Annotated in this window: 26 protein-coding genes; 19 read left to right on the plus strand and 7 right to left on the minus strand. The window is 68.5% G+C overall.

Annotated elements, in window-relative coordinates; genetic code table 11:
• Together AC1DG4_RS00965 and AC1DG4_RS00970 are read left to right on the plus strand one after the other, a co-directional pair.
• The gene (locus AC1DG4_RS00965; RefSeq protein ID WP_477377768.1) at positions 1 to 1,014 is read left to right on the plus strand and encodes an ABC transporter permease; all 1,014 of its coding nucleotides are present in this window, start codon (positions 1 to 3) and stop codon (positions 1,012 to 1,014) included.
• A complete protein-coding gene (locus tag AC1DG4_RS00970; protein WP_477377766.1) occupies positions 1,011 to 2,771 on the plus strand; it encodes a dipeptide ABC transporter ATP-binding protein in 1,761 nt (586 codons plus the stop codon). The genes AC1DG4_RS00965 and AC1DG4_RS00970 overlap by 4 nt, the downstream gene beginning before the upstream one ends.
• A gap of 16 nt (positions 2,772 to 2,787) precedes the next feature.
• On the opposite strand, the gene AC1DG4_RS00975 is transcribed toward AC1DG4_RS00970, so the two are convergent.
• The gene (locus tag AC1DG4_RS00975; RefSeq protein ID WP_477377764.1) at positions 2,788 to 3,948 is read right to left on the minus strand and encodes a hypothetical protein; all 1,161 of its coding nucleotides are present in this window, start codon (positions 3,946 to 3,948) and stop codon (positions 2,788 to 2,790) included.
• A 114-nt stretch (positions 3,949 to 4,062) separates the two neighbouring features.
• On the opposite strand from AC1DG4_RS00975, the gene AC1DG4_RS00980 reads away from it, so the two are divergent.
• Positions 4,063 to 4,269, plus strand: a complete 207-nt coding sequence (locus tag AC1DG4_RS00980) for a type II toxin-antitoxin system VapB family antitoxin (protein ID WP_477420390.1) — start codon at positions 4,063 to 4,065, stop codon at positions 4,267 to 4,269.
• Entirely contained in the window at positions 4,266 to 4,706 is a 441-nt protein-coding gene (locus AC1DG4_RS00985) for a PIN domain-containing protein (protein ID WP_477377760.1), read from the plus strand. The genes AC1DG4_RS00980 and AC1DG4_RS00985 overlap by 4 nt, the downstream gene beginning before the upstream one ends.
• A gap of 25 nt (positions 4,707 to 4,731) precedes the next feature.
• Here AC1DG4_RS00985 and AC1DG4_RS00990 read toward each other — a convergent pair whose 3' ends face one another.
• Entirely contained in the window at positions 4,732 to 5,703 is a 972-nt protein-coding gene (locus tag AC1DG4_RS00990; RefSeq protein WP_477377758.1) for a hypothetical protein, read from the minus strand.
• Between the two features lie 186 nt (positions 5,704 to 5,889).
• Between AC1DG4_RS00990 and rpsF the strand changes: the two genes are divergently transcribed.
• The 13 genes from rpsF (at position 5,890) to dnaB (ending at position 17,919) form a co-directional block, all read left to right on the plus strand.
• The gene (rpsF, locus tag AC1DG4_RS00995) at positions 5,890 to 6,255 is read left to right on the plus strand and encodes a 30S ribosomal protein S6 (protein WP_477377756.1); all 366 of its coding nucleotides are present in this window, start codon (positions 5,890 to 5,892) and stop codon (positions 6,253 to 6,255) included.
• Positions 6,256 to 6,260: 5 nt separating this feature from the next.
• Positions 6,261 to 6,788, plus strand: a complete 528-nt coding sequence (locus AC1DG4_RS01000) for a single-stranded DNA-binding protein (protein ID WP_477377754.1) — start codon at positions 6,261 to 6,263, stop codon at positions 6,786 to 6,788.
• A gap of 71 nt (positions 6,789 to 6,859) precedes the next feature.
• Positions 6,860 to 7,114 (plus strand): 30S ribosomal protein S18, encoded by a 255-nt coding sequence (rpsR, locus tag AC1DG4_RS01005; protein ID WP_477377752.1) that lies wholly within the window; start codon positions 6,860 to 6,862, stop codon positions 7,112 to 7,114.
• 11 nt (positions 7,115 to 7,125) lie between these two features.
• A complete protein-coding gene (rplI, locus tag AC1DG4_RS01010; protein WP_477377750.1) occupies positions 7,126 to 7,578 on the plus strand; it encodes a 50S ribosomal protein L9 in 453 nt (150 codons plus the stop codon).
• Positions 7,579 to 7,815: 237 nt separating this feature from the next.
• Positions 7,816 to 8,832 (plus strand): Bug family tripartite tricarboxylate transporter substrate binding protein, encoded by a 1,017-nt coding sequence (locus tag AC1DG4_RS01015; RefSeq protein ID WP_477377748.1) that lies wholly within the window; start codon positions 7,816 to 7,818, stop codon positions 8,830 to 8,832.
• 84 nt (positions 8,833 to 8,916) lie between these two features.
• Entirely contained in the window at positions 8,917 to 9,483 is a 567-nt protein-coding gene (locus AC1DG4_RS01020) for a tripartite tricarboxylate transporter TctB family protein (RefSeq protein WP_477377746.1), read from the plus strand.
• The gene (locus tag AC1DG4_RS01025; protein WP_477377744.1) at positions 9,483 to 11,087 is read left to right on the plus strand and encodes a tripartite tricarboxylate transporter permease; all 1,605 of its coding nucleotides are present in this window, start codon (positions 9,483 to 9,485) and stop codon (positions 11,085 to 11,087) included. Before AC1DG4_RS01020 ends, AC1DG4_RS01025 begins: the two co-directional genes overlap by 1 nt.
• Positions 11,084 to 12,763, plus strand: coding sequence for an ATP-binding protein (locus tag AC1DG4_RS01030; protein ID WP_477377742.1), 1,680 nt, complete (start codon positions 11,084 to 11,086; stop codon positions 12,761 to 12,763). Before AC1DG4_RS01025 ends, AC1DG4_RS01030 begins: the two co-directional genes overlap by 4 nt.
• The gene (locus AC1DG4_RS01035) at positions 12,760 to 13,437 is read left to right on the plus strand and encodes a response regulator (RefSeq protein ID WP_477377740.1); all 678 of its coding nucleotides are present in this window, start codon (positions 12,760 to 12,762) and stop codon (positions 13,435 to 13,437) included. Before AC1DG4_RS01030 ends, AC1DG4_RS01035 begins: the two co-directional genes overlap by 4 nt.
• A gap of 244 nt (positions 13,438 to 13,681) precedes the next feature.
• Positions 13,682 to 14,386 carry a hypothetical protein gene (locus AC1DG4_RS01040; protein ID WP_477377738.1) on the plus strand — a complete coding sequence of 235 codons (705 nt, stop codon included), beginning with the start codon at positions 13,682 to 13,684 and terminating at the stop codon, positions 14,384 to 14,386.
• 22 nt (positions 14,387 to 14,408) lie between these two features.
• On the plus strand, positions 14,409 to 15,146 hold the full coding sequence (locus tag AC1DG4_RS01045; protein WP_477377736.1) for a class F sortase: 738 nt from the start codon (positions 14,409 to 14,411) through the stop codon (positions 15,144 to 15,146).
• A gap of 160 nt (positions 15,147 to 15,306) precedes the next feature.
• The gene (locus AC1DG4_RS01050) at positions 15,307 to 16,056 is read left to right on the plus strand and encodes a SecDF P1 head subdomain-containing protein (protein WP_477377734.1); all 750 of its coding nucleotides are present in this window, start codon (positions 15,307 to 15,309) and stop codon (positions 16,054 to 16,056) included.
• Between the two features lie 474 nt (positions 16,057 to 16,530).
• Positions 16,531 to 17,919 (plus strand): replicative DNA helicase, encoded by a 1,389-nt coding sequence (dnaB, locus tag AC1DG4_RS01055; protein ID WP_477377732.1) that lies wholly within the window; start codon positions 16,531 to 16,533, stop codon positions 17,917 to 17,919.
• Between the two features lie 16 nt (positions 17,920 to 17,935).
• Here the strand turns inward: dnaB and AC1DG4_RS01060 are convergent, their stop codons facing one another.
• The 4 genes from AC1DG4_RS01060 to AC1DG4_RS01075 form a co-directional block, all read right to left on the minus strand.
• Positions 17,936 to 18,295, minus strand: coding sequence for a nuclear transport factor 2 family protein (locus AC1DG4_RS01060; protein WP_477377730.1), 360 nt, complete (start codon positions 18,293 to 18,295; stop codon positions 17,936 to 17,938).
• Positions 18,296 to 18,415: 120 nt separating this feature from the next.
• Positions 18,416 to 19,066, minus strand: a complete 651-nt coding sequence (locus AC1DG4_RS01065; RefSeq protein ID WP_477377728.1) for a DUF2461 domain-containing protein — start codon at positions 19,064 to 19,066, stop codon at positions 18,416 to 18,418.
• A 1-nt stretch (position 19,067) separates the two neighbouring features.
• A complete protein-coding gene (locus AC1DG4_RS01070) occupies positions 19,068 to 19,442 on the minus strand; it encodes a TfoX/Sxy family protein (RefSeq protein ID WP_477377726.1) in 375 nt (124 codons plus the stop codon).
• A 78-nt stretch (positions 19,443 to 19,520) separates the two neighbouring features.
• Entirely contained in the window at positions 19,521 to 19,901 is a 381-nt protein-coding gene (locus tag AC1DG4_RS01075; protein ID WP_477377724.1) for a DUF4259 domain-containing protein, read from the minus strand.
• Positions 19,902 to 20,138: 237 nt separating this feature from the next.
• Between AC1DG4_RS01075 and AC1DG4_RS01080 the strand changes: the two genes are divergently transcribed.
• Positions 20,139 to 20,705: a dihydrofolate reductase family protein gene (locus tag AC1DG4_RS01080; protein WP_477377722.1), complete on the plus strand. Its 567-nt coding sequence runs from the start codon at positions 20,139 to 20,141 to the stop codon at positions 20,703 to 20,705.
• A 16-nt stretch (positions 20,706 to 20,721) separates the two neighbouring features.
• Here AC1DG4_RS01080 and AC1DG4_RS01085 read toward each other — a convergent pair whose 3' ends face one another.
• The gene (locus AC1DG4_RS01085; RefSeq protein ID WP_477377720.1) at positions 20,722 to 21,324 is read right to left on the minus strand and encodes a TetR/AcrR family transcriptional regulator; all 603 of its coding nucleotides are present in this window, start codon (positions 21,322 to 21,324) and stop codon (positions 20,722 to 20,724) included.
• Positions 21,325 to 21,406: 82 nt separating this feature from the next.
• Here AC1DG4_RS01085 and AC1DG4_RS01090 point away from each other — a divergent pair, with 82 nt between their 5' ends.
• Positions 21,407 to 21,793, plus strand: a complete 387-nt coding sequence (locus AC1DG4_RS01090; protein WP_477377718.1) for a DUF1304 domain-containing protein — start codon at positions 21,407 to 21,409, stop codon at positions 21,791 to 21,793.
• Positions 21,794 to 21,809 lie beyond the last annotated feature (16 nt).

Below are 21,809 nucleotides of genomic sequence, written 5' to 3' on the forward strand. Positions count from 1 at the left end.
ATGACCGTCGACAACACACCTGAACCCGTGATCCACCGCGACCTTCCGACCCCGAAGACCGAGGCGCTCGCCGCACAGGCGCCCCGCAAGCGCCGCTGGAGCGAACGGCTCCCCGTGGTCTCGCAACTGCGCCAGAGTGTGGGCCTGCAGCGCGGCATGCTCGTGACCGGCCTCGCCATCACCGGCGTCTTCGTGCTGGTCGCGATCCTGGCGCCGCTCATCGCTCCGTACTCGTGGGCGCAGCAGTCCGCGAACGGGGTGAAGTTCGGCACGCAGCAGCCGCCGAGCGCCACCAACATCCTCGGCACCACCGTGAGCGGATTCGACGTCTTCTCGCGCGTGATCTGGGGATCCCAGACCGCCCTGCTCGTGATCATCGCCGCGATCGCCTGTTCGATCTTCATCGGCATCGCGCTCGGCCTGGTGTCCGGGTACTTCGGTGGCTGGCTCGACCGCACGCTCGTGGTGATCGCCGATGCGATCTACGCGTTCCCGTCGCTGCTGCTCGCGATCGTCATGTCGATCGTGATCAGCCACGGCCAGTCGAACCTGTGGTCGGGCATCATGGCCACGGCCCTCTCGATCACCGTCGTGTTCGTGCCGCAGTACTTCCGCGTGATCCGCGCCGAGGTGGTGCGCGTGAGGGCCGAACCGTTCGTCGAGTCGGCGAGGGTCATCGGCGTACCGACCGGGCGCATCCTGACTCGTCACGTGCTGCGCAACTCGACGCGCTCGCTGCCGGTCGTGATCACGCTGAACGCCTCCGAGGCGCTGCTGACCCTCGCCGGCCTCGGCTTCCTCGGCTTCGGCATCGAGGCGACCTCGGCCGCGGAATGGGGCTACGACCTGAACCGCGCCATCGCGGACGTCACCAGCGGCATCTGGTGGACGTCCATCTTCCCCGGCCTCGCGATCGTGCTGGTGGTGCTCGGCATCACCCTCGTCGGCGAGAGTCTGAACGACCTGAGCGATCCGCGACTGCGCACCCGCCGTCGCGCGGGAGGTGCGGCATGACCGGCATGATGATCAACAGCGGCCTTCCCGACGTGGCGGACATCCGCGGACTCAAGGTGCGCTTCGCGACCGACGACGAGCCCGTCGACGCCGTCAAGGGCATCGACATCCAGGCGCACGCGGGCGAGGTGCTCGCGATCGTCGGCGAATCCGGATCCGGCAAGACCGTCACCGCCAACGCGCTGCTCGGCCTGCTGCCGGAGACCGCGACCATGTCCGGCGCGGTCATCATCCGCGGCCGCGGCGGTGAGACGGACGTCGTGCACGCGTCGGCCGCGAAGATGCGCGCCATGCGCGGGCGCGACGCGGCGATGGTGTTCCAGGAGCCGTCCACGGCGCTGAACCCCGTCTACACCGTCGGCTGGCAGATCGCCGAAGGACTGCGCGCGCATCACGACGGACGGCTCTCCAAGAAAGAGGCGAGGGTCAAGGCGATCGAGATCCTCCGCAAGGTGGGCATCCCGGATCCGGACAAGCGCGTCGACGAGTTCCCGCACCAGTTCTCCGGCGGGCAGAAGCAGCGCATCGTGATCGCGATGGCGCTCGTGCTGAATGCCGGGCTCATCATCGCCGACGAGCCGACGACCGCTCTCGACGTCACGGTGCAGGCGGAGATCCTCGAGCTGCTGCGCGCCTGCCGCGACGAGTTCGGCGCGACGATCGTGCTCATCACGCACAACATGGGCGTGGTCGCCGACCTCGCCGACCGCGTCGTCGTGATGCTGCGCGGAGACATCGTCGAGCAGGCCCCGGTGCGGGAGCTCTTCGCGAACCCGCAGCAGGAGTACACCCGGGAGCTGCTCGCGGCCGTGCCGCACGTCGGCCAGGGCAAGTCGGCTCTGTCGGTCCCTGAGATCGTCGAAGGGACCCGCACCGGACTGGGCGCTTCGACAGGCTCAGCGCCCGCCGCTGCCGATGAGGCGCCGGAAGGCAGTCTCATCGTGGCGCGGGCGTGCGAGATCGGCTACCCGGGCCGCTTCGGACGCGGCGGCGTCGTCGCCGTCAAGGGCGTCGACTTCCATGTCGGCCCCGGCGAGGTCGTGGGCCTGGTCGGCGAATCCGGATCAGGGAAGACCACGATCGGCCGCGCTGTCGTCGGCCTCACCACGGTCGTCGGCGGTTCGCTGCGCGTGCTCGGCCTGGAGATGAACGGTGTGAAACAGCGCCAGCTCACCCCGCTCCGCCCCGAGATCGGGTTCGTGTTCCAGGACCCCGCGACGAGCTTCAACCCGTTGCTCTCGATCGCCGAGTGCATCGCCGAGCCGCTCGTGGTGCATGGGAAGGCGTCGAGCGTCGCCGCCGCACGCGCCCGCGTGGACCAGTTGCTCGACGCGGTGCGGCTGCCGATGAACTTCGGCGACCGCTTCCCGCACGAGCTCTCCGGCGGACAGCGCCAGCGCGCCTCGCTGGCGCGCGCCCTGGCACTGGATCCGAAGCTGCTCATCGCGGACGAGCCCACCAGTGCGCTGGACGTCTCGGTGCAGGCGAAGGTGCTCGAACTGTTCGTGCAGCTGCAGGCCGAACTCGGCTTCGCGTCGCTGTTCATCAGCCACGACCTCGCCGTGATCGACGCCGTCTCCGACCGCATCATCGTGCTGCAGCACGGCCGGATCCAGGAGCAGGGCACCACCGCGCAGGTGCTGAACGATCCGTCGAACTCCTACACCAGGGAGCTGCTCGCGGCCCTTCCCGTGCCGGATCCGGTGGAGCAGGCCGAGCGCCGCGCCCTCTGGCAGGCGGTGCGGCGCGGGGCCTGAGCCGGGTACGTCGGAGTCAGTGCCCGAGCAGCATCCGGAACGCCAGCCACGCGATCCCGACGCCGGCGAACACCAGCACCGACACCCAGGGGAATGCGCGCTTGAGCCGGCGGCCGCCAGGAGCGACGCCGGGCGGGGGAGACCACGGCTGGGTGGGATCCCCGGGCGTCGGCGCTGCCGGCCCGGCGAAGAGCGCGGCGGCGGATGCCGTTGGCGCCGTGATCTCGGCCGGAGGGGCGTCCGTCTGGCCGGGGGCCGCTGCGCGCAGGCGCTCGTCGCGCCAGCGCGCCCACTGCTGCAGCTTGGTGAGCACCGCGCCCACGGTGCCGAACATCTGGGCCCACGCCGCCGGATCCAGGGTGGTGACCTGCCGGTTCTGGGCGTACAGGAACAGCCAGTCGTCCACGATCTCGACGTCGAAGGACGACGCACTGTCCATGAACCGCGCCATGATGTCGGGCGTGAACAGGTAGAGCGCGTCGCGCTCGTAGCCGGCCGGGCAGTAGAGCGCGAAGTAGCGGTCGAAGTCGCCCTCGAGCGAAAGCCGCTGGTGTGCGTCGTAGCTCGCGGGCAGGTTGGATCCGAAGAACCCGTTGTTGGACTGGGCATCCAGCACGATGTTGGGCAGCGGGACGTCGAGCCTGATCGCGATGTATCCCCAGTCGTGCGTCTGGCTCTCCTTCCCCGAGCCCGTCGTGTACTTGAAGTTGGCGAACTCGACGAACCGCGGAGCGACGCCGCGCACGAGGTCCGTGGCGATGCGGCTGTGCCCGAGATCGAACAGCATCCCGGGCAGCTGCGGATCCTTCAGCTCCGGCAGATAGGTCATCGCGTTCGTGTTCGCGAACCCGGCGAGGCGATAGCCCCGCACGAGCTGCCGATTCCACCAGGCGATACCGCCCCACACGGCGAGGCCGATCACGGCGAGCATCAGCAGCGGCACCACGACGCCGCCGGAGGAGCCGAGCGTAATCGTGAGGAAGACCCCGAACACGCTGAATCCGACGAAGGCGATGAACAGGACGACCGCGAGGAAGAGCACGATCTGCCCCACCCGCGGGCCCTGGCCGCTCGCCCTGGCCTCGCGTGACCACGCGGCGAGCCGGGTGCGATCGACCGGTTCGGTGAGCGCGCGGGCGTCGAACGGGGCGGCGGTGCCCGGCTGCGGAGTTGTCACCCGTCCACGCTAATCCGGGAGCACTGTTTTCGAGAGATGAACGCCGCTCCGGCTCGGGTGTCGACGCGCGGGTATATATTGATCAGGCAGAGAAGATATCCGGAGGTGGAGAGCGTGACGAAGACACTCATCGACATCGATGACGCCCTCCTCGCGAAGGCGATGGAGCTCACCGGGGCCGTCACGAAGAAGGCCGCGGTGAACGATGCCCTCGCGCAAGTCGTGCGACGGGGCGAGGCGCTCGGCTATGTCGATCTGCTCCGGTCCGGGATCGCCGTCGATCTCGACGACGCGCGGGTCATCGACGACGCGCACCGATGAGGCAGATCCTCCTGGTCGACAACTCGGCGCTGCAGCGGTTGCGCCGTTCGTCGCGCGTGGCGTCGGCATTCGTGGAGCTGCTCGAACACGGGGAGCTGGGCGGATGCCTGCCGCAGATCCTGGAGGAGGGGTACTCCGCCCGCAGCGCCGACGATCACCGGGCGCTGGTCGATGCGAGCCGCCGGGCGCGCATCTTCCTCCCGCCGGATGAACGGGTCGCGACTCTCGCGATCGATCTCCAGCGTCGACTGTTCGACGCGGGCATCGGGCGCTCGGTGGGGGTGAGCGATCTGCAGATCGCAGCGACGGCGATCCGCCATTCGCACGCGCAGCAGACGGTCACCGTCGTGCACTACGACGCCGACTTCGAGAACGTGGCGCGGGTCGCGCCGGCGTTCTCGCATCGATGGATCGTCCCTCGGGGAAGCGTGGCCTGAGCGCCGCCGATTCCGGCAGCTCGGCTCAGGAATTCACCTCGTCGGCGTCCCACTGCAGGTTCGCGCCCTCGGCGATCGGGAGGGCTTCGACTCGCTCGTCCGCGCAGAGGGCGGCGATAAGGGCGCGGGATCCGCCGACGACCGTCGAGTCGAAGTCGATCTCGCTGACCAGGATCCAGGCCTGGTCGGCAGGCCAGATCAGGCTCGGATGCTGCGCCCTCGGCGGGAAGCCGCGTTCCTCCGCGATCTTGTCGCTCCACGGGACGAAGGCGACCCAGTCCGGATCCGCGAACGCGCGCGGCGGCGCGGCGAAGAGCACATGGTTGCGCTGGGGGAGCTCGAGGCGTGCGCCTTCGGAGATCTCGCGGGAGAGGATCCCGTCCTGCCACACCGCCTTCTGGTACGGGCTGTTGAACGGGTCGTGGATGCTCTCGGCGAGCATGGCCGCGTGCGCGGCGTCAGGATCATCGGTGAAGGTGAGGAAGGCGCGTCCGGTGGATCCGAAGCTACCCAGCAGGCCGCCATAACCCTCCCAGACGCCCGCGTATCCGTCGTCCGGCGTGGTCGTGTGCGCGATCAGGTGCTCGGCGACGTGCGCCAGGATCCCGGGTGGAAGATCGCCCTCGAACGGCGCGCTGAACTCCCGCCCGTCCGGGGCGTGCCGGCGGCGCCAGTCCTCGCCCTCCGGGGTGCGCACGATCCGGTTCCACTGCGCGAGCGGATGCAGCACCGTTCCGAAGGCCGCAGCCGTGTCGGCCCACGTGGCCTGCTCGTCGCGGAGCCCGGACAGGATCCGCGCCTTCTCGTCCTCGGACATCGTCCGCAGCTCGTGGTTCGTCGGCACGTCGCCGCCGGGCACGCTCCGCACCAGGGCCGGATGGAAGATCCGCGCATACGCCTCGAACCCCCGTGGCACGACCCCGTGCATCGTCGCCAGCCCTGGATCCAGTCGGTCCCTGATCCAGCTGCCGACCTCGACGTCGTCTTCCCACCGCATGCCGCCAGGCTACCCGGCCCGATTGTGCGTGCCTCCGTGGCATGACCTCACCCGATTCGGCGCATCCAGCCGGATCCGCTAAGCTGTTCAGGTTGTCTGGGTACATCTGTGCCCTGACACGTGCACAACACCCTCCTGCTTCCGGGAAAGTCCCGGAAGCCGTTCTAGTCCGAAGGAGGTGGGTAAGTGACGCACCAGTACGAGCTCATGGTCATTCTGACCCCCGAGCTGGACGAGCGCCAGGTTGCTCCCAACCTCGACAAGTTCCTGAAGGTCATCACCAACGATGGTGGCTCGATTGACAAGGTCGACATCTGGGGCAAGCGCCGTTTCGCCTACGAGATCAACAAGAAGACCGAGGGCATCTACGCCGTCGTGAACTTCACCGCGACCAGCGAGGCCACCAAGGAACTCGACCGTCAGCTGAACCTGTCGGAGCTCGTGTTCCGCACCAAGGTGCAGCGCGCGGAAGAGGCTCAGGCCATGGTCGCCGCCGAGGCCAAGCGTGCCGAGGAGAAGGCCGCCCGTAAGCCCAAGGCCGCGAAGGTCTAAGGATCATGGCCGGCGAGACCGTCATCACCGTGGTGGGAAACCTCACTGCCGACCCCGAGCTGCGCTACACGCAGAACGGGCTGCCGGTGGCGAACTTCACCATCGCTTCGACGCCGCGCACCTTCGACCGCCAGGCGAACGAGTGGAAGGACGGCGACGCGCTGTTCCTCCGTGCGTCCGTGTGGCGCGAGTTCGCCGAGCACGTGGCGGGCTCGTTGACGAAGGGCATGCGGGTCATCGCATCCGGACGCCTGCGTCAGCGCTCCTACCAGGACCGCGAGGGCCAGAACCGCACGGCGATCGAGCTGGAGGTCGACGAGATCGGCCCCTCGCTCCGCTACGCGACCGCGCAGGTCACCCGTGCCGCCTCGACCGGCGGCGCGAGCGGCGGCAACTTCCAGGGCGGCCAGGGCGGCGCACGTCCGCAGCAGCAGACCTCGGAAGAGCCGTGGTCGACCCCCGGGTCGTCCGGCGCCTCGAGCGCTGACGCGTGGAGCACGCCGGGCAGCTTCGGCGACGACACGCCTTTCTGATCGTCGTCTTCGAACAGGTCAAGATTCCGGATCCTCACGGATCCGAACACACATTCTCGTAAGGAAAAAACATGGCTGGAAAGTCTAGCGGCGACCGCCGCAAGCCGCGGAAGGGCGCGAAGAACGCGGCCCCCGCGAAGTTCATCCGGGTGGGTGTCATCGACTACAAGGACGTCGCCACCCTCCGCAAGTTCGTCTCGGAGCGCGGCAAGATCCGTGCCCGTCGTATCACCGGTGTCTCGGTGCAGGAGCAGCGTCTGATCGCCAAGGCGATCAAGAACGCGCGCGAAATGGCGCTCCTGCCCTACGCCGGCGCTGGCCGCTAAGGGGTACCGACATGGCAAAGCTGATTCTCACGAATGAGGTCGCCGGGCTCGGTAGCGCCGGTGACGTGGTCGAGGTCAAGAACGGGTACGCCCGCAACTACCTCGTGCCGCAGGGTTTCGCTGTCGCGTGGTCACGCGGTGGCGAGAAGCAGGTCGACCAGATCCGTGCCGCCCGCCAGGCGCGCGCGATCCACGACCGTGACGACGCCGTGGCGCTGAAGAACGCGCTCGAGGCCGCCAAGGTCCGCCTGGCCGTCAAGGCCGGCGCCGAGGGCCGTCTGTTCGGCTCGGTCAAGACCGCCGATGTCGCCACCGCCGTCGAGGCTGCGGGCATCGGTGCGATCGACAAGCGCAAGGTGCACATCACCACGCCGATCAAGTCGGTCGGCGAGCACGAGGCCACGGTTCGTCTGCACGACGACGTGACCGCCGTGATCACGCTGCAGGTCGTCGCCGCCAAGTAATTCATGGCGGCGCTGCAAGCGCCGACACCCTGTCAGGGGCCGTCTCCTTCGGGAGGCGGCCCCTTTCGCATACCCGGGATCCGCGATGCGCGTACGGGGAGCCGATGCCGGCCGCGGGCTTTTCTTAATGACCAGAACCGATTTCGGGGGAGACGTCTCAGTACATTCATCGGGTCCGGCAGCGTTGCCGGCTCCGCACACCGGCGAGGGCGCCGGTGACAGTGAAAGGCATCGTCCGTGAAGATCTCGACATTCGCCAGGGCCGCGGCGGTGGGGACGGTTCTGCTCCTCGCCTTGACCGCGTGCAGCTCCCCGAAGACCGACAAGACCGCCTCCGCCGACTCCGGCGCCACGGCGTTCGCCCCGCTCACCCGCCTCGAGCTCATCGCGCCGGCCGCGCCGGGCAGCGGATGGGACCAGACCGCACGCGCGACCCAGGGCGCGCTGCAGACCGACGAGCTGGCCAAGACCGTGACGGTCAACAACGTGCCAGGAGCCTCGGGCACCGTCGCCCTCGCCCAGGTCGCGCCCAAGAAGGGCCAGAAGGACCTCCTGATCATGTCGGGGCTGGCGATGATGAGCGGCATCGTCACGAACGGCACCTCGGTGTCGCTCGACGACCTCACCCCGATCGCGCGTCTCGTCGGAGAGCACGAGGCGATCGTCGTCCCCAAGGGCTCGCCGTTCGCGAACGCCGATGACCTCTTCGCGGCGATCAAGAAGGATCCCAAGTCCGTCGCGATCGCGGGCGGCTCGGCCGGCTCCGCCGATCACCTCTTCATCGGCCTGCTCGCGCAGCACTACGGCGTGAAGCCCTCCGACGTCAACTACGTGCCGTACTCCGGCGGCGGCGAGGCCACCACCGCGCTGCTCGGCGGCAAGGTGCAGGCGGGCATCGCCGGCACGGGCGAGTTCGCGGCGCAAATCGAGAGCGGCGAGCTCGAGGGTCTGCTGGTGTCATCGCTGAAGAACGACGGCTCCCTCGCCTTCGCCCAGGCGGCCGGCGAGATCGATCCGAAGCTCGAGTTCGCCAACTGGCGCTCGATCATGGCGCCGGGAGGGATCGACGCCAAGCTGCGGGCGCAGTATCTGGCCGCGATCGAGAAGATGCACGCCGGCGACGCGTGGAAGGCCGAGCTGAAGAAGAACGAGTGGCTCGACAACTACATCGCCGGTGACGAGTTCGCGGGCTGGCTGAAGACCGAGAACACCCGGGTGCAGAGCGTCCTCAAGGACCTCGGTCTCGCGAAGTAGCACCGACGCTCGCGGAGGAGGGGATCGTCCTCCTCCGCGAGCCGTCGTGCCCGCGCCGTATCAAGCCGCATGAAGGAGCATCCGATGAGCGACGTCACTTCGCCTCAGGGAACCGCCACGCACGAGGACCCGAGTCAGGAGGAGCTCGGGAACGGACCCGGTCCGACACCGACGAGGGGACTCGGCGAATGGGCCGTCGCTGCGGCGGTGTTCGTGCTGGGCGGGGTCGTCCTCTTCGACGGTCTCGGTCAGCGCCAGTCCACTTCCGCCTCCGGGATCGGTGCCGGATTCATGCCCATCGTGGTGGGGAGCCTGCTGCTCGTGCTTGCCGTGGTGCTGGCCGTGCAGCTCGCCCGAGGTCGCCGCGGTGAGCCGGAACAGGCGGAGGGCGACGTCGACGTCAGCCGCACGCACTGGACGGCGCTCGGCATCGCAGCGGCCGGGCTGCTGTTCTTCCTGTTCACGGTGGAGCCGCTCGGCTTCATCCCGGCGACCACGGTGATGTTCTTCCTGATCTCGCTCGCGATGGGATCCCGCCGGTATCTGACCGCGGGCGTGATCGCTCTGGCGACCGCGTGCGTGATCTTCTTCTCGTTCACCAAACTGCTCTCGATCGATCTGCCCGCGGGCTTCCTGGAAGGGATGATCTGATGCCAGGCCTCGAAGGTCTCATGCACGGGTTCGAGCTGGCGTTCCAGCCGCAGAACCTGCTGTTCGCACTGATCGGCACGATCGTCGGGACGCTCGTGGGCGTGCTGCCGGGGATCGGCCCCGCCCTCACGATCGCCCTGCTGCTCCCGCTCACCTATTCCGTCGACCCGTCGGCCGCGTTCATCATGTTCGCCGGCATCTACTACGGAGCCATGTGCGGCGGTTCGACGACCGCGATCCTGCTGAAGACCCCCGGCGAATCGGGATCCGTCATCACGGCGATCGACGGCAACAGGATGGCGCGCATGGGAAGGGGCGCCACGGCCCTGGCGACCGCGGCGATCGGATCGTTCGTCGCCGGCACGATAGCGACGATGCTGGTGGCCCTGTTCGCGCCGTGGATCGTGGATGTCGCGGTGCAGCTCGGCCCGCAGGACTATCTCGCCCTCATGGTGGTCGCGTTCCTCACCGTGAGCGCGCTGGTCGGCAGCTCGCCGCTGCGCGGACTCATCTCGATGGCGGTGGGTCTCGCGATCTCGCTCGTCGGCATCGACTTCCAGAGCGGCCAGCAGCGCCTGACCTTCGGTCTTCTTCCGCTCCTCGACGGCATCGACACCGTCGTGCTGATCGTGGCGCTGTTCGCGATCGGCGAGCTGTTCTACGTCGTCGCCCACCAATCGACGCTGCTCTTCAAGGTGATGCCTTTCGCGGGGCGCTGGATGAACCGGGAGGACTGGCGGCGGTCCTGGAAGCCGTGGCTGCGCGGCACGGCGATCGGCTTCCCCCTGGGCGTCATCCCCGCGGGAGGATCCGAGATCCCTACGTTCCTGTCGTACACGCTCGAGCGCAAGCTGTCCCGCCGACCGCAGGAGTTCGGCCACGGCGCGATCGAGGGCGTGGCAGGGCCGGAAGCGGCGAACAACGCGAACGCGGCCGGCACCATGGTGCCGCTCCTGACGCTCGGCATCCCCACCTCCGCGACCGCCGCGGTGATCCTCGTCGCGTTCCAGCAGTACGGCATCCAGACCGGGCCCCAGCTGCTGGAGACCAACGGTCCGCTGGTGTGGAGCCTCATCGCGAGCCTCGTGGTCGCCAACGCGATCCTGCTGCTGCTCAACCTTCCCCTCGTGGGGCTGTGGGTCAAGCTGCTGAAGATCCCGAAGCCGTACATGTTCGCCGGCATCGCGACCTTCGCCGTGCTGGGCGCCTACGCCGCCGGCGGTTCCACCTTCGACGTCGGCCTGCTGCTCGTACTGGGCGTGCTCGGCTACGTCATGCGCCGGTTCGGATACCCGGTCTCACCGCTCATCGTCGGGGCGATCCTCGGTCCGATCGCCGAGGTGCAGTTCCGGCGCGCGCTCGACATCGCCGGCGGGGATCCCGCGACGCTGATCTCGACCCCGTTCACCTGGGCGATCTACGGCACGCTCGCCCTTGTCTTCCTCCTCACGTTCGCGCTGCGCCGTCGCCCCTCGAAGCGCGATGTGCTCGTCGAGGTGGGAGGGCTGCCCACCACGCTGACCCCCACGATCGAGGTGCCGGAGCCGGCCGCCGACGAGGCGCCGGATCGGGAGGCGGCGGGCACGCCGAACGATCAGAGGTGAGCATCGCGCAGGGCACGAGCGGCGCCCGCACGGAGGTTCTCGCCTTCGGAGGGCGCCGCGTCGCCCCGTGGGACACTGGTCACGTGCGTCGTTCGATGTCGTTGAGCACGCAGCTGCTGGTGCTGCAGATCGCGATCGTGCTGGTCATCGTCGCGGGAACCGGCGCGGTCGCCGCCGTCCTCGCCGCTCAGGCGAACCGGGATGCCTACCGGGATCGCATGGTCGCGATCGCGCAATCGGTCGCCGGTCTGCCGACCGTGGTGGAGGCTCTGCTGGCGCAGGATCCTCAGGGGCAGATCCAGCCGATCGCGGAGGCCGTGCGGAAGTCGTCCGGCCTCAGCTATGTCGTCGTGACGGATGATCGCGGCATCCGCTACTCGCATCCGAATCCGGACCGGATCGGCGAGAAGGTCTCGACGGATCCCTCCGTGGCCCTGTCCGGAAAGGTGCAGATCGAGACCCAGACGGGCACGCTGGGCGAATCCTGGCGAGTGAAGGTTCCCATCCACGGGCCGGACGACGCGGTGATCGGGATCGTCTCGGTCGGGATCTTCGAGGTCGATCTCCAAGCGCAGTTCGTCGACGATCTCCCCGGCCTGATCATCGCGCCGATCGCCGCCGCCGTGATCGGCGTGATCGGTTCGGTGTGGATCGGCTGGCTGCTGCGTCGCCGCATCTACGGCCTCGAGTCCGAGGAGATCCGCACGATGCTGGACACCCGGGAGGCGATGCTGCACGGCATCCAGGAGGGCTTCATCGCCATCGATGCGGACGGCCGGCTCGTGGTGGTCAACGATGCGGCCGCGAGGCTTCTCGCAGTGGAGTCGGACCAGATCCTCGGGAAGGACGCGGCGGACGTTCTCGACGAGGAGCTGGCACAGTTCCTGCTCTCCGGGGAGACCGCGGAGACCCCTGTGCTTTCGGGCGAGCGCGTCCTCGTCGTGCACGGCGCCGCGGCACGGGTGAAGGGGCGCGACGTCGGCCACATCGCGATGCTCCGCGATCGGACCGAGCTCGAGGAGACGCTGCGCGACCTGAGCGGCGCACGCAGCCTCGCCGATGACCTGAGGGCGCAGTCCCACGAGTTCTTCAACACGCTGCAGGTGCTCAGCGGCCTGCTCGAGACGGACCAGACTGATGCGGCGCTGTCCTTCATCCACCGCGTCGGCGGAGGCGGAGCCCTTCCGACCGGACAGCTGCTGCACGGCATCGACGACATCGAGGTCTCGGCTCTCGTGCTGGCCAAGTCCGCACGGGCGCAGGAACTCGGGATCGACCTGGTCGTGGATCCCGACTCGCATCTGCGCGAGGTCGAGCAGGACGACGACCTGCTGACGATCGTCGGCAACCTGCTCGACAACGCGATCGAGGCCCTCGAATCCCGGGGCGGGCGGGTGGTGCTGCAGATCAGGGACGACGTCGCGCCGGATCGGATCACCGTGAGCGTCGACGACGGCCCGGGGGTGCCGGTGCATCTGCGTGACGCGGTGTTCGAGATCGACGTCTCGGACAAGGGATCCGTGCCGCGCAAGGAGAGGCGCGGGATCGGGCTCACGATCGTCAAGCGCGTGGCGCAGCGGCTGGGCGGCACGGCGATCGCAGAAGCCTCCGCGTCCGGAGGCGCGCGCTTCGTGGTGGACGTGCCGTGGTCGTTCGAGGCACGGGCTCCGCGATGAATCCCGCCAGGGTCGTCATCGTCGAGGACGATCGGCTGCTCGCCGCCCTCAACGCGACACTGGTCGACGATCATCCTGGATTCGAGGTGGTCACGGTCGCGCACACCGCAGCGGCGGGCCTCAGGGAGATCGAGCATCATCACCCCGATCTGCTGCTGCTCGACGTCTATCTCCCCGACCTGAACGGCCTGGAGCTGCTGCGCCGGCTGCGGACCACGCGCACCGATATCGAGGTGATCGCGGTGACCGCCGCCCGTGATCTCGAGACGGTCCGTCGGGCGCGAGTTCTGGGCGTGCGGCACTACCTGGTCAAGCCGTTCACGAAGGCCGATCTGCACCGCCGGCTGAACGAGGTGCAGCGGGCGCTCAGCATGACGACGGGGGACGCAGATCTCGATCAGCGCGCGGTCGATCTGATGCTGGGCGGCGGATCCGATGACGCCGCGGCCGCCCCCAAGAATCTCTCGGCCTCGAGCCTGCAGCGGGTCGCGGCACTCCTCGACGGGGCGGAGGGAGACATGTCCTCGGCGGACATCGCCGACGCGCTTGGAATGTCGCGGGTGAGCGCACGCCGCTACCTCGATCATCTCGCCACGATCGGGCGGGCGGAGGTCGCCCCTCGCTACGGCGCTGTGGGGCGGCCGGAGAACCGCTATCGCGCGATCCGGCGCTGAGGGGATCGATGGCAGTGCAGCCCGAGGCGACGCTCGGATTCCGCGGATTGATTGCCTGAACATCGGAAGACCGGTAGCGTGTGCCGCAAAGGTTGCACGGGCTGGGGCGCGGGCAACTCTCGACGGGGTGGGACCCGACGAACGTGGGGACAGATTCGGGCGTTTCTGCGGGGGCCACTCCGCCGTTCTCCGCGCACCTGGATCGTGTGATCATCACCGATCACCAAGCTGGGGAGCTGGGGAGATGTCTACGAACAACAGGGGCGCTGGGGTGCTCCGCAAGGCCGCTTACGCGGCCGGGGCGATGTCGCTCGCGGTCGCAGGAATTCTGATCACGGTGCCCGGCGCATCAGCGGAAGACGCACCGTGCACGCCGATGCCCGCATCCGACGAGCAGGTGCTCGTCACGCCCGCGGTGCCGGCTACGCCGGGCACGCCCGCCGTCACGCACACCGAGTATCAGCGCTACTCCTGGAAGGGCGGGCCGGACGGGCCGGCGCCCGTCAACATCCCGCCGAGCGACGGGTGGCAGGCGAACACCGAGGCGTACTTCCCTGGCCACTCCGACGACCCGCTGAACTCGATCTTCCAGGCGGGAACTCCAGGCAACGCCGACTACTTCTACTGGGCGACGACCGACGTCGTCGACACTCCGGCCGTTCCCGGGACTCCGGAGATCCCCGCGGTCTACACGACGGTGCACCACGACGCCGTGACCTGCCCGGTCGTGACGCCACCGGTGGTGACCCCGCCGGTGGTGACTCCGCCGGTCGTCGCACCGCCGGTCGTCGCACCGCCGGTGGTCGAGCCCGAGACGCACATCGTCCCGACCACCGTGCAGACCGACGGCGACCAGACCGCGGTGCTGGTCCTCGCGGCCGGTCTGGGCGTTCTCGCAGCCGGTGCACTGACCGGGGCGGGGCTGCTCATCCGCTCGCGTCGCGGCTGAGACGCGCGCGCCGCAGCACATCATGAACGACAGGGCCACCGCGACGCGTCGCCGCCTCGCGGTGGCCCTGGTCGTCGTGGGGCTCCTCGCGGGCGGATCGGCCGTGCTGCTCTGGAGCGCGACGCGATCCGCGCTCGGCGACGTACCGATGTCCACGTCGCCGGCCTCGTCGATGCCGACGGCCGCACCGGCCGCTCCGGCTCCGTTGCCGGGCCCGACAGCGCTCGCCACGCCGACCCCGGCACCGCTGCAGGACATCGAGGGGACGCCCGTGCACGTCACCGTGCTGCAGGCGGGCACTCCGCTGATCGATGCCGATGTGAACAGGATCCAGCTCGACGGCGACGGCTGGCTGAGTCCCGATCAGGGGCTGGCGGGGTGGTACGGACCACCGCAGTGGGACACGGTCCCCGGCAACCTCTCCGCCTATCGCGGCATCATCGTGGGGCACAACGTCACGGGCTACGGCACGAAGGATGTCTTCTACGACCTCGGGCAGGTGCGGGCGGGGGACAGCGTGGTGGTCACGTACGCGCTGCAGGCGGGCGGCTACGCCACCGCGGGGTTCACCGTCACGAAGGATGCGCAATCCGCGCCGAAGCAGGACGTCGTGGCCCAGGCCACGACCACCTATCGATGGGTATGGCAGGCCGATGCGCCCGAGCGCTCGCTCGCTCTGTTCTCGTGCGATCTGGATGCTCCGCACATCGACGGCCACTCGCTCGACAACTGGATCGTGACCGCGGTGCGCGTGTCCTGATCCGTAGCTCGGGGGGCCTCGGGGTGGCCCACGTCACGCGTCGAGTTCCGTGGCGCGGACGATCCACGCCGCGCATCGAGGAGTGGTGCGTGGCGGCACGGAATCCGGGCGCGCGGTGCACACCCTCCGGGATCGCCGAGGCTCCGGCTAGGCTCCGGGCATGAGCCGCTCGATCCGGTCCTGCGTTCTCGCTGTCGCTGTCGTCCTGACGGTGACGGGCTGCACCGCCTTCCCCTACGCCCCTCCGACGTTGTCGGATGAGGTCGTGCTGCGGGTGCCGGCCGGTGAAGCCGGTGCGGTAGCGGAGCAGCTGGGCCACCGACTCGACGTCGCGGAGATCTCTGAGCGCAGCATCACCACCGAAGGCGACACGGTGACGGTCCGCTACAACCCGCCGCGCAAGAGCGGTAAGTCCGCCCCGGTGAAGCCGGAACTCTTCGAGGCCGCGGGGGTTCTGGGGATGAGGCCCGTCGTCGCAACCGCCGCGGGTTCCACGGCTGCGTCGGAGTGCAGCGCCCATGCGGCGGCCTGCACGGCGCAGACGGCCGAGGACGAGAGACTCGAGCTCGGCCGTTCATTCGTCACGAACGAACACCTGCGCACCGCGCGTGCCGTCGACGCTCAGGGGCAGTGGGCGGTGCAGCTCGACTTCACGAAGGATGGCGCCGCCGCGCTGAAGGCGCTGACGGACGCGGTCGCCTGCCAGGACGATCCCGCGCTGAAGCGGTTCGCGATCCTCGTCGACGGGAAGATCCTCACAGCTCCCTCGCTTCAGCTCGAGTGCGGGGCATCGCTCGATGACTCGGCGCAGATCGCCGGCGGCCTCGATCGCGCCCAGGCCTCCCAGATCGCAGCGCTGCTCTCGACGCCCTTGCCTGACGGAGTGAGCGTGGAGTCCTCTACGCCCTGAGGGCCGCAGCGGGCTGAGCGCGCTCGCCGCATCCGCCCGCTCAGATGAGCAGCGCCACACCCGCCGAAAGGCCGACTTGACAAACAGGTGCGTGCGTGGATGTTGTCCCCAAGTTGTACACATCCGACGATCCGTGGCGTGAACCTTAAACACGCGCTTGAAGTAGGTTTCCATCCACAGGCTGGGGAAGAGAGAAAGTGCAGGTCAGCGGCAAATAAATAGTCAGAGATCCCGACCCTCCCCACAGTTATCCCCAGGCGTTCTGCACAGACACTCCAGCGTTTCCCGCAGACTCTCCACAGAGTTATCCACAGGCGCTCTTGCATGCGGAGAAGCGTGCTTCTAGCGTTATCGAGCATCCCGATGTCGGACCTTGGTGGTGTGCTTTGTGCGGCGGGCGATCATCCCGCCCGGAGTGCGGATCCGACGGGGATGCGCTCGGCAATCGAGTCGGTGGAGAAGAAGGGGGCGCGCGTGTCGATCGCGGACATCGGGGAGGAGCGGCTCGGTTCGAGTCGCGGTCCCGAGCGGACTCCGCCGCACGACGTCATGGCCGAGCAGAGCACTCTCGGCGGCATGCTGCTGTCGAAGGACGCGGTCGCCGACGTGATCGAGTCGCTGCGCGGATCCGACTTCTACATCCCCAAGCACGAGCTGATCTTCGACGCGGTGCTCTCGCTGTACTCGCACGGCGAGCCCACCGACGTCATCGCCGTCACCGACGAGCTCATCAAGACCGGCAACCTGTCGCGTGCCGGCGGGGCCGATTACCTGCACTCGCTGACCTCGATCGTGCCGACCGCTGCGAACGCGGGCTTCTACGCCGGCATCGTGTCGGAGCGGGCGATCCTGCGCAAGCTCGTCGACGCGGGCACCCGCATCGCGCAGATGGGCTATGACGGCCAGGGCGATGCGCTCGACCTGGTCAACACCGCCCAGGCCGAGATCTACTCCGTCACCGGCACCGAGCAAGCCGAGGACTACGTGCCGCTCACCATCGCGGTCGATGCCGCCGTTGAGGAGATGGAGGCCGCGAGCGGTCGCGACGGATCCATGACCGGCGTGCCGACAGGGTTCCGCGAGCTCGACGAGCTCACGAACGGCTTGCACGGCGGCCAGATGATCGTCGTCGCCGCGCGGCCCGCGATGGGCAAGTCGACCCTCGCTCTCGATTTTGCCCGGGCGGCCTCGATCGGGCACAACCAGCCGTCCATCTTCTTCTCGCTCGAGATGGGCAAGGCGGAGATCGCCATGCGTCTGCTCAGCGCCGAAGGCGCCGTGCCGCTGCAGAACCTCCGCAAGGGCAAGCTCGACCAGCGCGACTGGACGACCGTCGCCTCGACCCGCGGGCGCATCAACGACGCGCCGCTCTACATCGACGACAGCCCGAACATGACGCTCGTCGAGATCCGGGCGAAGTGCCGCCGGCTCAAGCAACGCGTCGGGCTGAGGATGGTCGTCATCGACTACCTGCAGCTGATGACGAGCGGCAAGAAGGTCGAGTCGCGTCAGCAGGAGGTCTCCGAGTTCTCCCGTGCCCTGAAGCTGCTCGCGAAAGAGCTGCAGGTGCCCGTGATCGCGCTCTCACAGCTGAACCGTGGCTCCGAGCAGCGGCAGGACAAGAAGCCCGCGATCAGCGACCTGCGAGAGTCGGGCTCGATCGAGCAGGACGCCGACATGGTGATCCTGCTGCACCGCGACTCCGTCTACGACAAGGACGTGCGTCCCGGCGAGGCCGACCTCATCGTCGCCAAACACCGTAACGGCCCCACCGCGACGATCCAGGTCGCCTTCCAGGGCCACTTCTCCCGCTTCGCCGACATGGCCAGCGACTTCCAGGGCGGCGGCGGCGACTTCCACTGAGCGCGGAGCTGTCGGGTCAGCTGTCGTGCGGTCGCGGCATGTACCACTCGGTGAACTCTTCGGCACGCCCGTCCTCGTCGAGCTGGACGATCCAGAGGTTCAGGTAGTCGCGCTCCGCGGGGTATTCGGTGCGGCCCTGCACCAGGAACCAGCCGGCCTCCTCCCTCAGGATGCGCCACTCGAACGTCCACGACCCCGGTTCATCGAGGTCTTCCAGCCACCCGGCCACGATTGCGTCTCGCCCGACGCGCGGCGCGGAGTCGGGGCTGGTGAAGTACCGGCCGTTCGGGCTGAAGAGCGCTCCGATCTGCTTCGGATCGTTGGAGCGCCATGCCGCCACGTAGTCGGTTGTCCACGTCTCGCCCGCACTGGTCATGATTCTTGCCTACCGCCGGCAAGCAGTGGGGTCAACGGGGAGATGGCTATCGCGGAGCGGCGCAGCCGCCCGCACGTCCTGGCCGCAGACCACCACGAACCCTACGTCGTCCGCCGAGGATCAGCGACGCCCTTCCATCGCGGTCGGGCCGACGTTCTCGTCGAGCCATTGCACGAGCGGGCGTGCGGCGCGGAGCACGGTGATCACGTGTTCCGCGGCCTCGGGGGAGTGCAGCCAGGGCGTCGTCGGATCCCAGTGCTTCCTGGCGGCGAGGTCCTTGTTCCGGAGCAGCTCGATGCGCGGATGGTCCTTCGCGTATCCGCGGGGAGCGGTGGCGAGGCGATCGTGGGAGGTGACGTCGATGCCCGAAGCCTCGAGATCGCCGATGATGGCCTCGAGCCGGGGGCCCGTCGCATCGTCGGCGACGGCGGCGCGCAGGCGCGTCAGCTGGTCTGAGGCCAGCATGTGGCACCCCGCGCCCGTGCCGAGTCCGCGGGCGGAGAACTCGACGTAGCCCTGGCCGAGCATGGCCCCGATCGACGTCTTGTAGGGCGACTTGTCGGCGCTGAAGCGGATGTCGCGGTTCGGTCGGAAGATCCGTCCCTCGCCGAACTCGGCGGACAGGTCGTCCAGCAGGGCCTGCATCGGCGCGAGGACCTCGGCGTCGTAGACCGCGCGGTTCCGAGTCCAGTAGTCCTTGGTGTTGTCCGCTTCAAGGCCGATGTAGAACGCGCTCGCGCGCTCCGACCACCCGGTGAACGTCGCGCCCATGTCAGGCCTTCTTCCGCGGAGCACGTGTCTTGGGCTGCTTGGCCGGGAGGCGCCCGACCTGCTCGAGCGCGGCGGACACCCATTCCGTGGCACGTTCCGGATCGCCCCGCCATTCGGCGGGCAGCGCGAGATAGCCACCCATCGGCCTCTCCGCCGGGCCGAACGGGCCGGTTCCGGGAACAGCCCGCAGGGCGCTGAGGGAGTCTTCATCGACGAGGCGTACCCCGAGATCGTCGCCGAAGAGTCCGGCGAACATGTTGCCGTTCACGAAGGCGCCCAGGTTGCCGAACATCGGCTTGACCTCGACGCCGGGCGCGTCAGGGATGACAGCGCGGAAGAACTCCTTGGAGTCCTCGGACGGTCGCGGGATCTGCATGGCTCTGTTATCTCATGTTCGGCGGGAGAGCGTAACCCGCCGCCTCGCGCGCAGCGACTTCGCTGACGAGGTGCTGCCCTAGCTCTCGCGCTCCCGGGCGAGCGACAGAGCTCTGTCGAAGGTCGCGACCAGGACCTGGCGGCGGTCGGTGCGGTAGTCCTCATCGGGGTCGAGCTCGTCGATGTACTCGTCCCAGACACGGAGGTAGCGATCGCCCCAGGCTTCGATGGTGACGCTCGGCGGGAACGTCGCCCCCACGCGACCGGCGGATCCGATGTCGGTGAGGATCTCCAGCCAGGCCGGCACCATGGATCCGCCCCACTCGTCGGGCTGCAGCTCGGTGTCGTCGTCTTCGTCCGCGAACGATTCGGCGATCTTCGCGATGAGCTCATCGGTCATCGCGCCCAGTCCGTCCGCCACGGTGTCGTCGTCGAAGTTCCCCGGTCCCCACGTGCCCATGTGTTCCTCCACGATCGTCGGCGGACGGCGTCCCTCCCGAGATGCTAACCGAGCAACGGCCGGTGAGAGGTCCGACCCTCGAGCACCTGATGCCCGCGCGCTCCCGCCCCACCGTGGATCGGGGAACGTAACCCCGGCGATGCCTTCCGTTGAGGGCTTTCCCGGCCTAGACTCCTGCGCGAAACCTCCGCATCGCACCGGAGATCCTCGGCGCCCGGCGGAGCTGAAGGAGAAGACATGCAGACGCTGACGATCGACTTCATCTGCTCCCTCGACGGCTACGGCGCCGCAGAGGGCTGGCCCGGCCTGTGGGGGATGGGCGGTCCCGAGTACTTCGAGTGGCTCGGCTCCACGCCGGACAAGGATTATCCGATCCTCATGGGGGCGACGACGTACCGGCTCATGTCGGCGTTCGCCGCGGGAGGGGAGGAGGGCGTCGGGGTACTCGACGCGATTCCGAAGTACGTGTTCTCCTCGACCCTCGAGGAGCCGCTGACCTGGGCGAACTCGACGCTCGTCCGCGACGACGCCGTCGATTATGTGCGACGGCTGAAGGAGGAGTCGGATCGCCCGTTGCGTACCCTCGGCAGCATCGCGCTCTGCCGCGCCCTTCTGAACGCGGGGCTCGTCGACCGGTACCGCGTCGTGCTCTTCCCTGTGATCACCGGCGCGACAGGCCAGGACCGGATCTTCGACGGCTACCCCGATGTGCGTCTCGACCTCGTCGAGTCCCGCACGTTCGATGGCCGGCTGCAGTTGCTCGAATACGTCCCCACGGTGCTGGACGGGCCGCCCGGAGCCTGACCGCGCCGCTCGGCTTTCAGAGGCGGACGGCGGTCTCTGCCTCGAAAATGACGAGGTCGATCGCCGAGGCGACGCTCCGCGCGGCCTCGCCCGGGTCTATCCGTGCCAGGGCGAATGCAGCGACGACGATGCTCGTGACCGTATCGACCAGGCGGGCGCTGCGTCCGTGCTCGAGGGTCGGCGCGTGCGCCTGCACGCCGCGGGCGAACGCGTCGTGGAGCTCGGCGCGATAGTCCGCGATCACTTGTGCCACTTTCGGATCCTGCGCGATCGGCGCACCGGCGGCGTTCACGAGGAGGCATCCGTGCGTTGCCGGCATCGAGCTCAGATTGCCGAAAGCGTCGTGCAGGCCCCGCAGGTACGCGATGATCGCGCCGGGTTCGACGTTCTCGCCGGACAAGGGCCGCAGCCGCGGGCGGACGACCTCATCGAGATAGCTCCCGACGGCGGCGTCGAAGAGTCCTCGCTTCGAACCGAACGCGTTGTAGATGCTGGACCGGCTGAGCCCCGTCGCGCCCTCGAGCTCCGGGATCGAGGCGCTCTCGAAGCCGACGCTCCAGAACAGCGTGCGCGCGGCGCGCACCACGGTGTCGCGGTCGAAGCTCTGGGTGCGTGCCATGGGTGCTCCTTTTGTGTAACGGTCGGTCTAGTATATATTGGACAGGTCGTTACAGAAAAGGTTACCGCAGAGGAGTCCCACCATGGTGGTCGCAGGTCTGATACTCGCCGGAGCGGCGGCGCTCGTGCACGTCTACATCTTCGTCATGGAGTCGGTGATGTGGACGACCCCGCGCGTGCGCGCGACATTCGGCATGAGTGAGGAGGAAGCACTGGCGACGAAGTCGATGGCGTTCAACCAGGGGTTCTACAACCTGTTCCTCGCGATCGCGGTGTTCGCGGGCCTCATCTTCTTCGCAGTCGGAGCACCGGTGATCGGCGCCACGCTCGCGTTCGTCGGCGCAGGCTCGATGGCCGCTGCCGCGCTCGTGCTGCTGCTGTCCAGCCCTGACAAGCGAGGCGCGGCGCTGAAGCAGGGCGTGATCCCTGCGGTCGCGGTCATCGTCCTGGCGATCGGCCTCGTGCTCTGACCGATCCGGTCGGCAA

The organism is Microbacterium sp. 05N427, assembly GCF_056397105.1.

What these genes read in the sequence shown, in the direction of transcription:
- AC1DG4_RS00965 (WP_477377768.1), top strand. Translation starts at nt 1, where the DNA reads ATGACCGTCGACAACACACCTGAACCCGTGATCCACCGCGACCTTCCG.
- AC1DG4_RS00970 (WP_477377766.1), top strand. Translation starts at nt 1,011, where the DNA reads ATGACCGGCATGATGATCAACAGCGGCCTTCCCGACGTGGCGGACATC.
- AC1DG4_RS00985 (WP_477377760.1), top strand. Translation starts at nt 4,266, where the DNA reads ATGAGGCAGATCCTCCTGGTCGACAACTCGGCGCTGCAGCGGTTGCGC.
- AC1DG4_RS00990 (WP_477377758.1), bottom strand. Translation starts at nt 5,703, where the DNA reads ATGCGGTGGGAAGACGACGTCGAGGTCGGCAGCTGGATCAGGGACCGA.
- AC1DG4_RS01000 (WP_477377754.1), top strand. Translation starts at nt 6,261, where the DNA reads ATGGCCGGCGAGACCGTCATCACCGTGGTGGGAAACCTCACTGCCGAC.
- rpsR (WP_477377752.1), top strand. Translation starts at nt 6,860, where the DNA reads ATGGCTGGAAAGTCTAGCGGCGACCGCCGCAAGCCGCGGAAGGGCGCG.
- rplI (WP_477377750.1), top strand. Translation starts at nt 7,126, where the DNA reads ATGGCAAAGCTGATTCTCACGAATGAGGTCGCCGGGCTCGGTAGCGCC.
- AC1DG4_RS01020 (WP_477377746.1), top strand. Translation starts at nt 8,917, where the DNA reads ATGAGCGACGTCACTTCGCCTCAGGGAACCGCCACGCACGAGGACCCG.
- AC1DG4_RS01025 (WP_477377744.1), top strand. Translation starts at nt 9,483, where the DNA reads ATGCCAGGCCTCGAAGGTCTCATGCACGGGTTCGAGCTGGCGTTCCAG.
- AC1DG4_RS01035 (WP_477377740.1), top strand. Translation starts at nt 12,760, where the DNA reads ATGAATCCCGCCAGGGTCGTCATCGTCGAGGACGATCGGCTGCTCGCC.
- AC1DG4_RS01040 (WP_477377738.1), top strand. Translation starts at nt 13,682, where the DNA reads ATGTCTACGAACAACAGGGGCGCTGGGGTGCTCCGCAAGGCCGCTTAC.
- AC1DG4_RS01045 (WP_477377736.1), top strand. Translation starts at nt 14,409, where the DNA reads ATGAACGACAGGGCCACCGCGACGCGTCGCCGCCTCGCGGTGGCCCTG.
- AC1DG4_RS01050 (WP_477377734.1), top strand. Translation starts at nt 15,307, where the DNA reads ATGAGCCGCTCGATCCGGTCCTGCGTTCTCGCTGTCGCTGTCGTCCTG.
- AC1DG4_RS01060 (WP_477377730.1), bottom strand. Translation starts at nt 18,295, where the DNA reads ATGACCAGTGCGGGCGAGACGTGGACAACCGACTACGTGGCGGCATGG.
- AC1DG4_RS01065 (WP_477377728.1), bottom strand. Translation starts at nt 19,066, where the DNA reads ATGGGCGCGACGTTCACCGGGTGGTCGGAGCGCGCGAGCGCGTTCTAC.
- AC1DG4_RS01070 (WP_477377726.1), bottom strand. Translation starts at nt 19,442, where the DNA reads ATGCAGATCCCGCGACCGTCCGAGGACTCCAAGGAGTTCTTCCGCGCT.
- AC1DG4_RS01075 (WP_477377724.1), bottom strand. Translation starts at nt 19,901, where the DNA reads ATGGGCACGTGGGGACCGGGGAACTTCGACGACGACACCGTGGCGGAC.
- AC1DG4_RS01080 (WP_477377722.1), top strand. Translation starts at nt 20,139, where the DNA reads ATGCAGACGCTGACGATCGACTTCATCTGCTCCCTCGACGGCTACGGC.
- AC1DG4_RS01085 (WP_477377720.1), bottom strand. Translation starts at nt 21,324, where the DNA reads ATGGCACGCACCCAGAGCTTCGACCGCGACACCGTGGTGCGCGCCGCG.
- AC1DG4_RS01090 (WP_477377718.1), top strand. Translation starts at nt 21,407, where the DNA reads ATGGTGGTCGCAGGTCTGATACTCGCCGGAGCGGCGGCGCTCGTGCAC.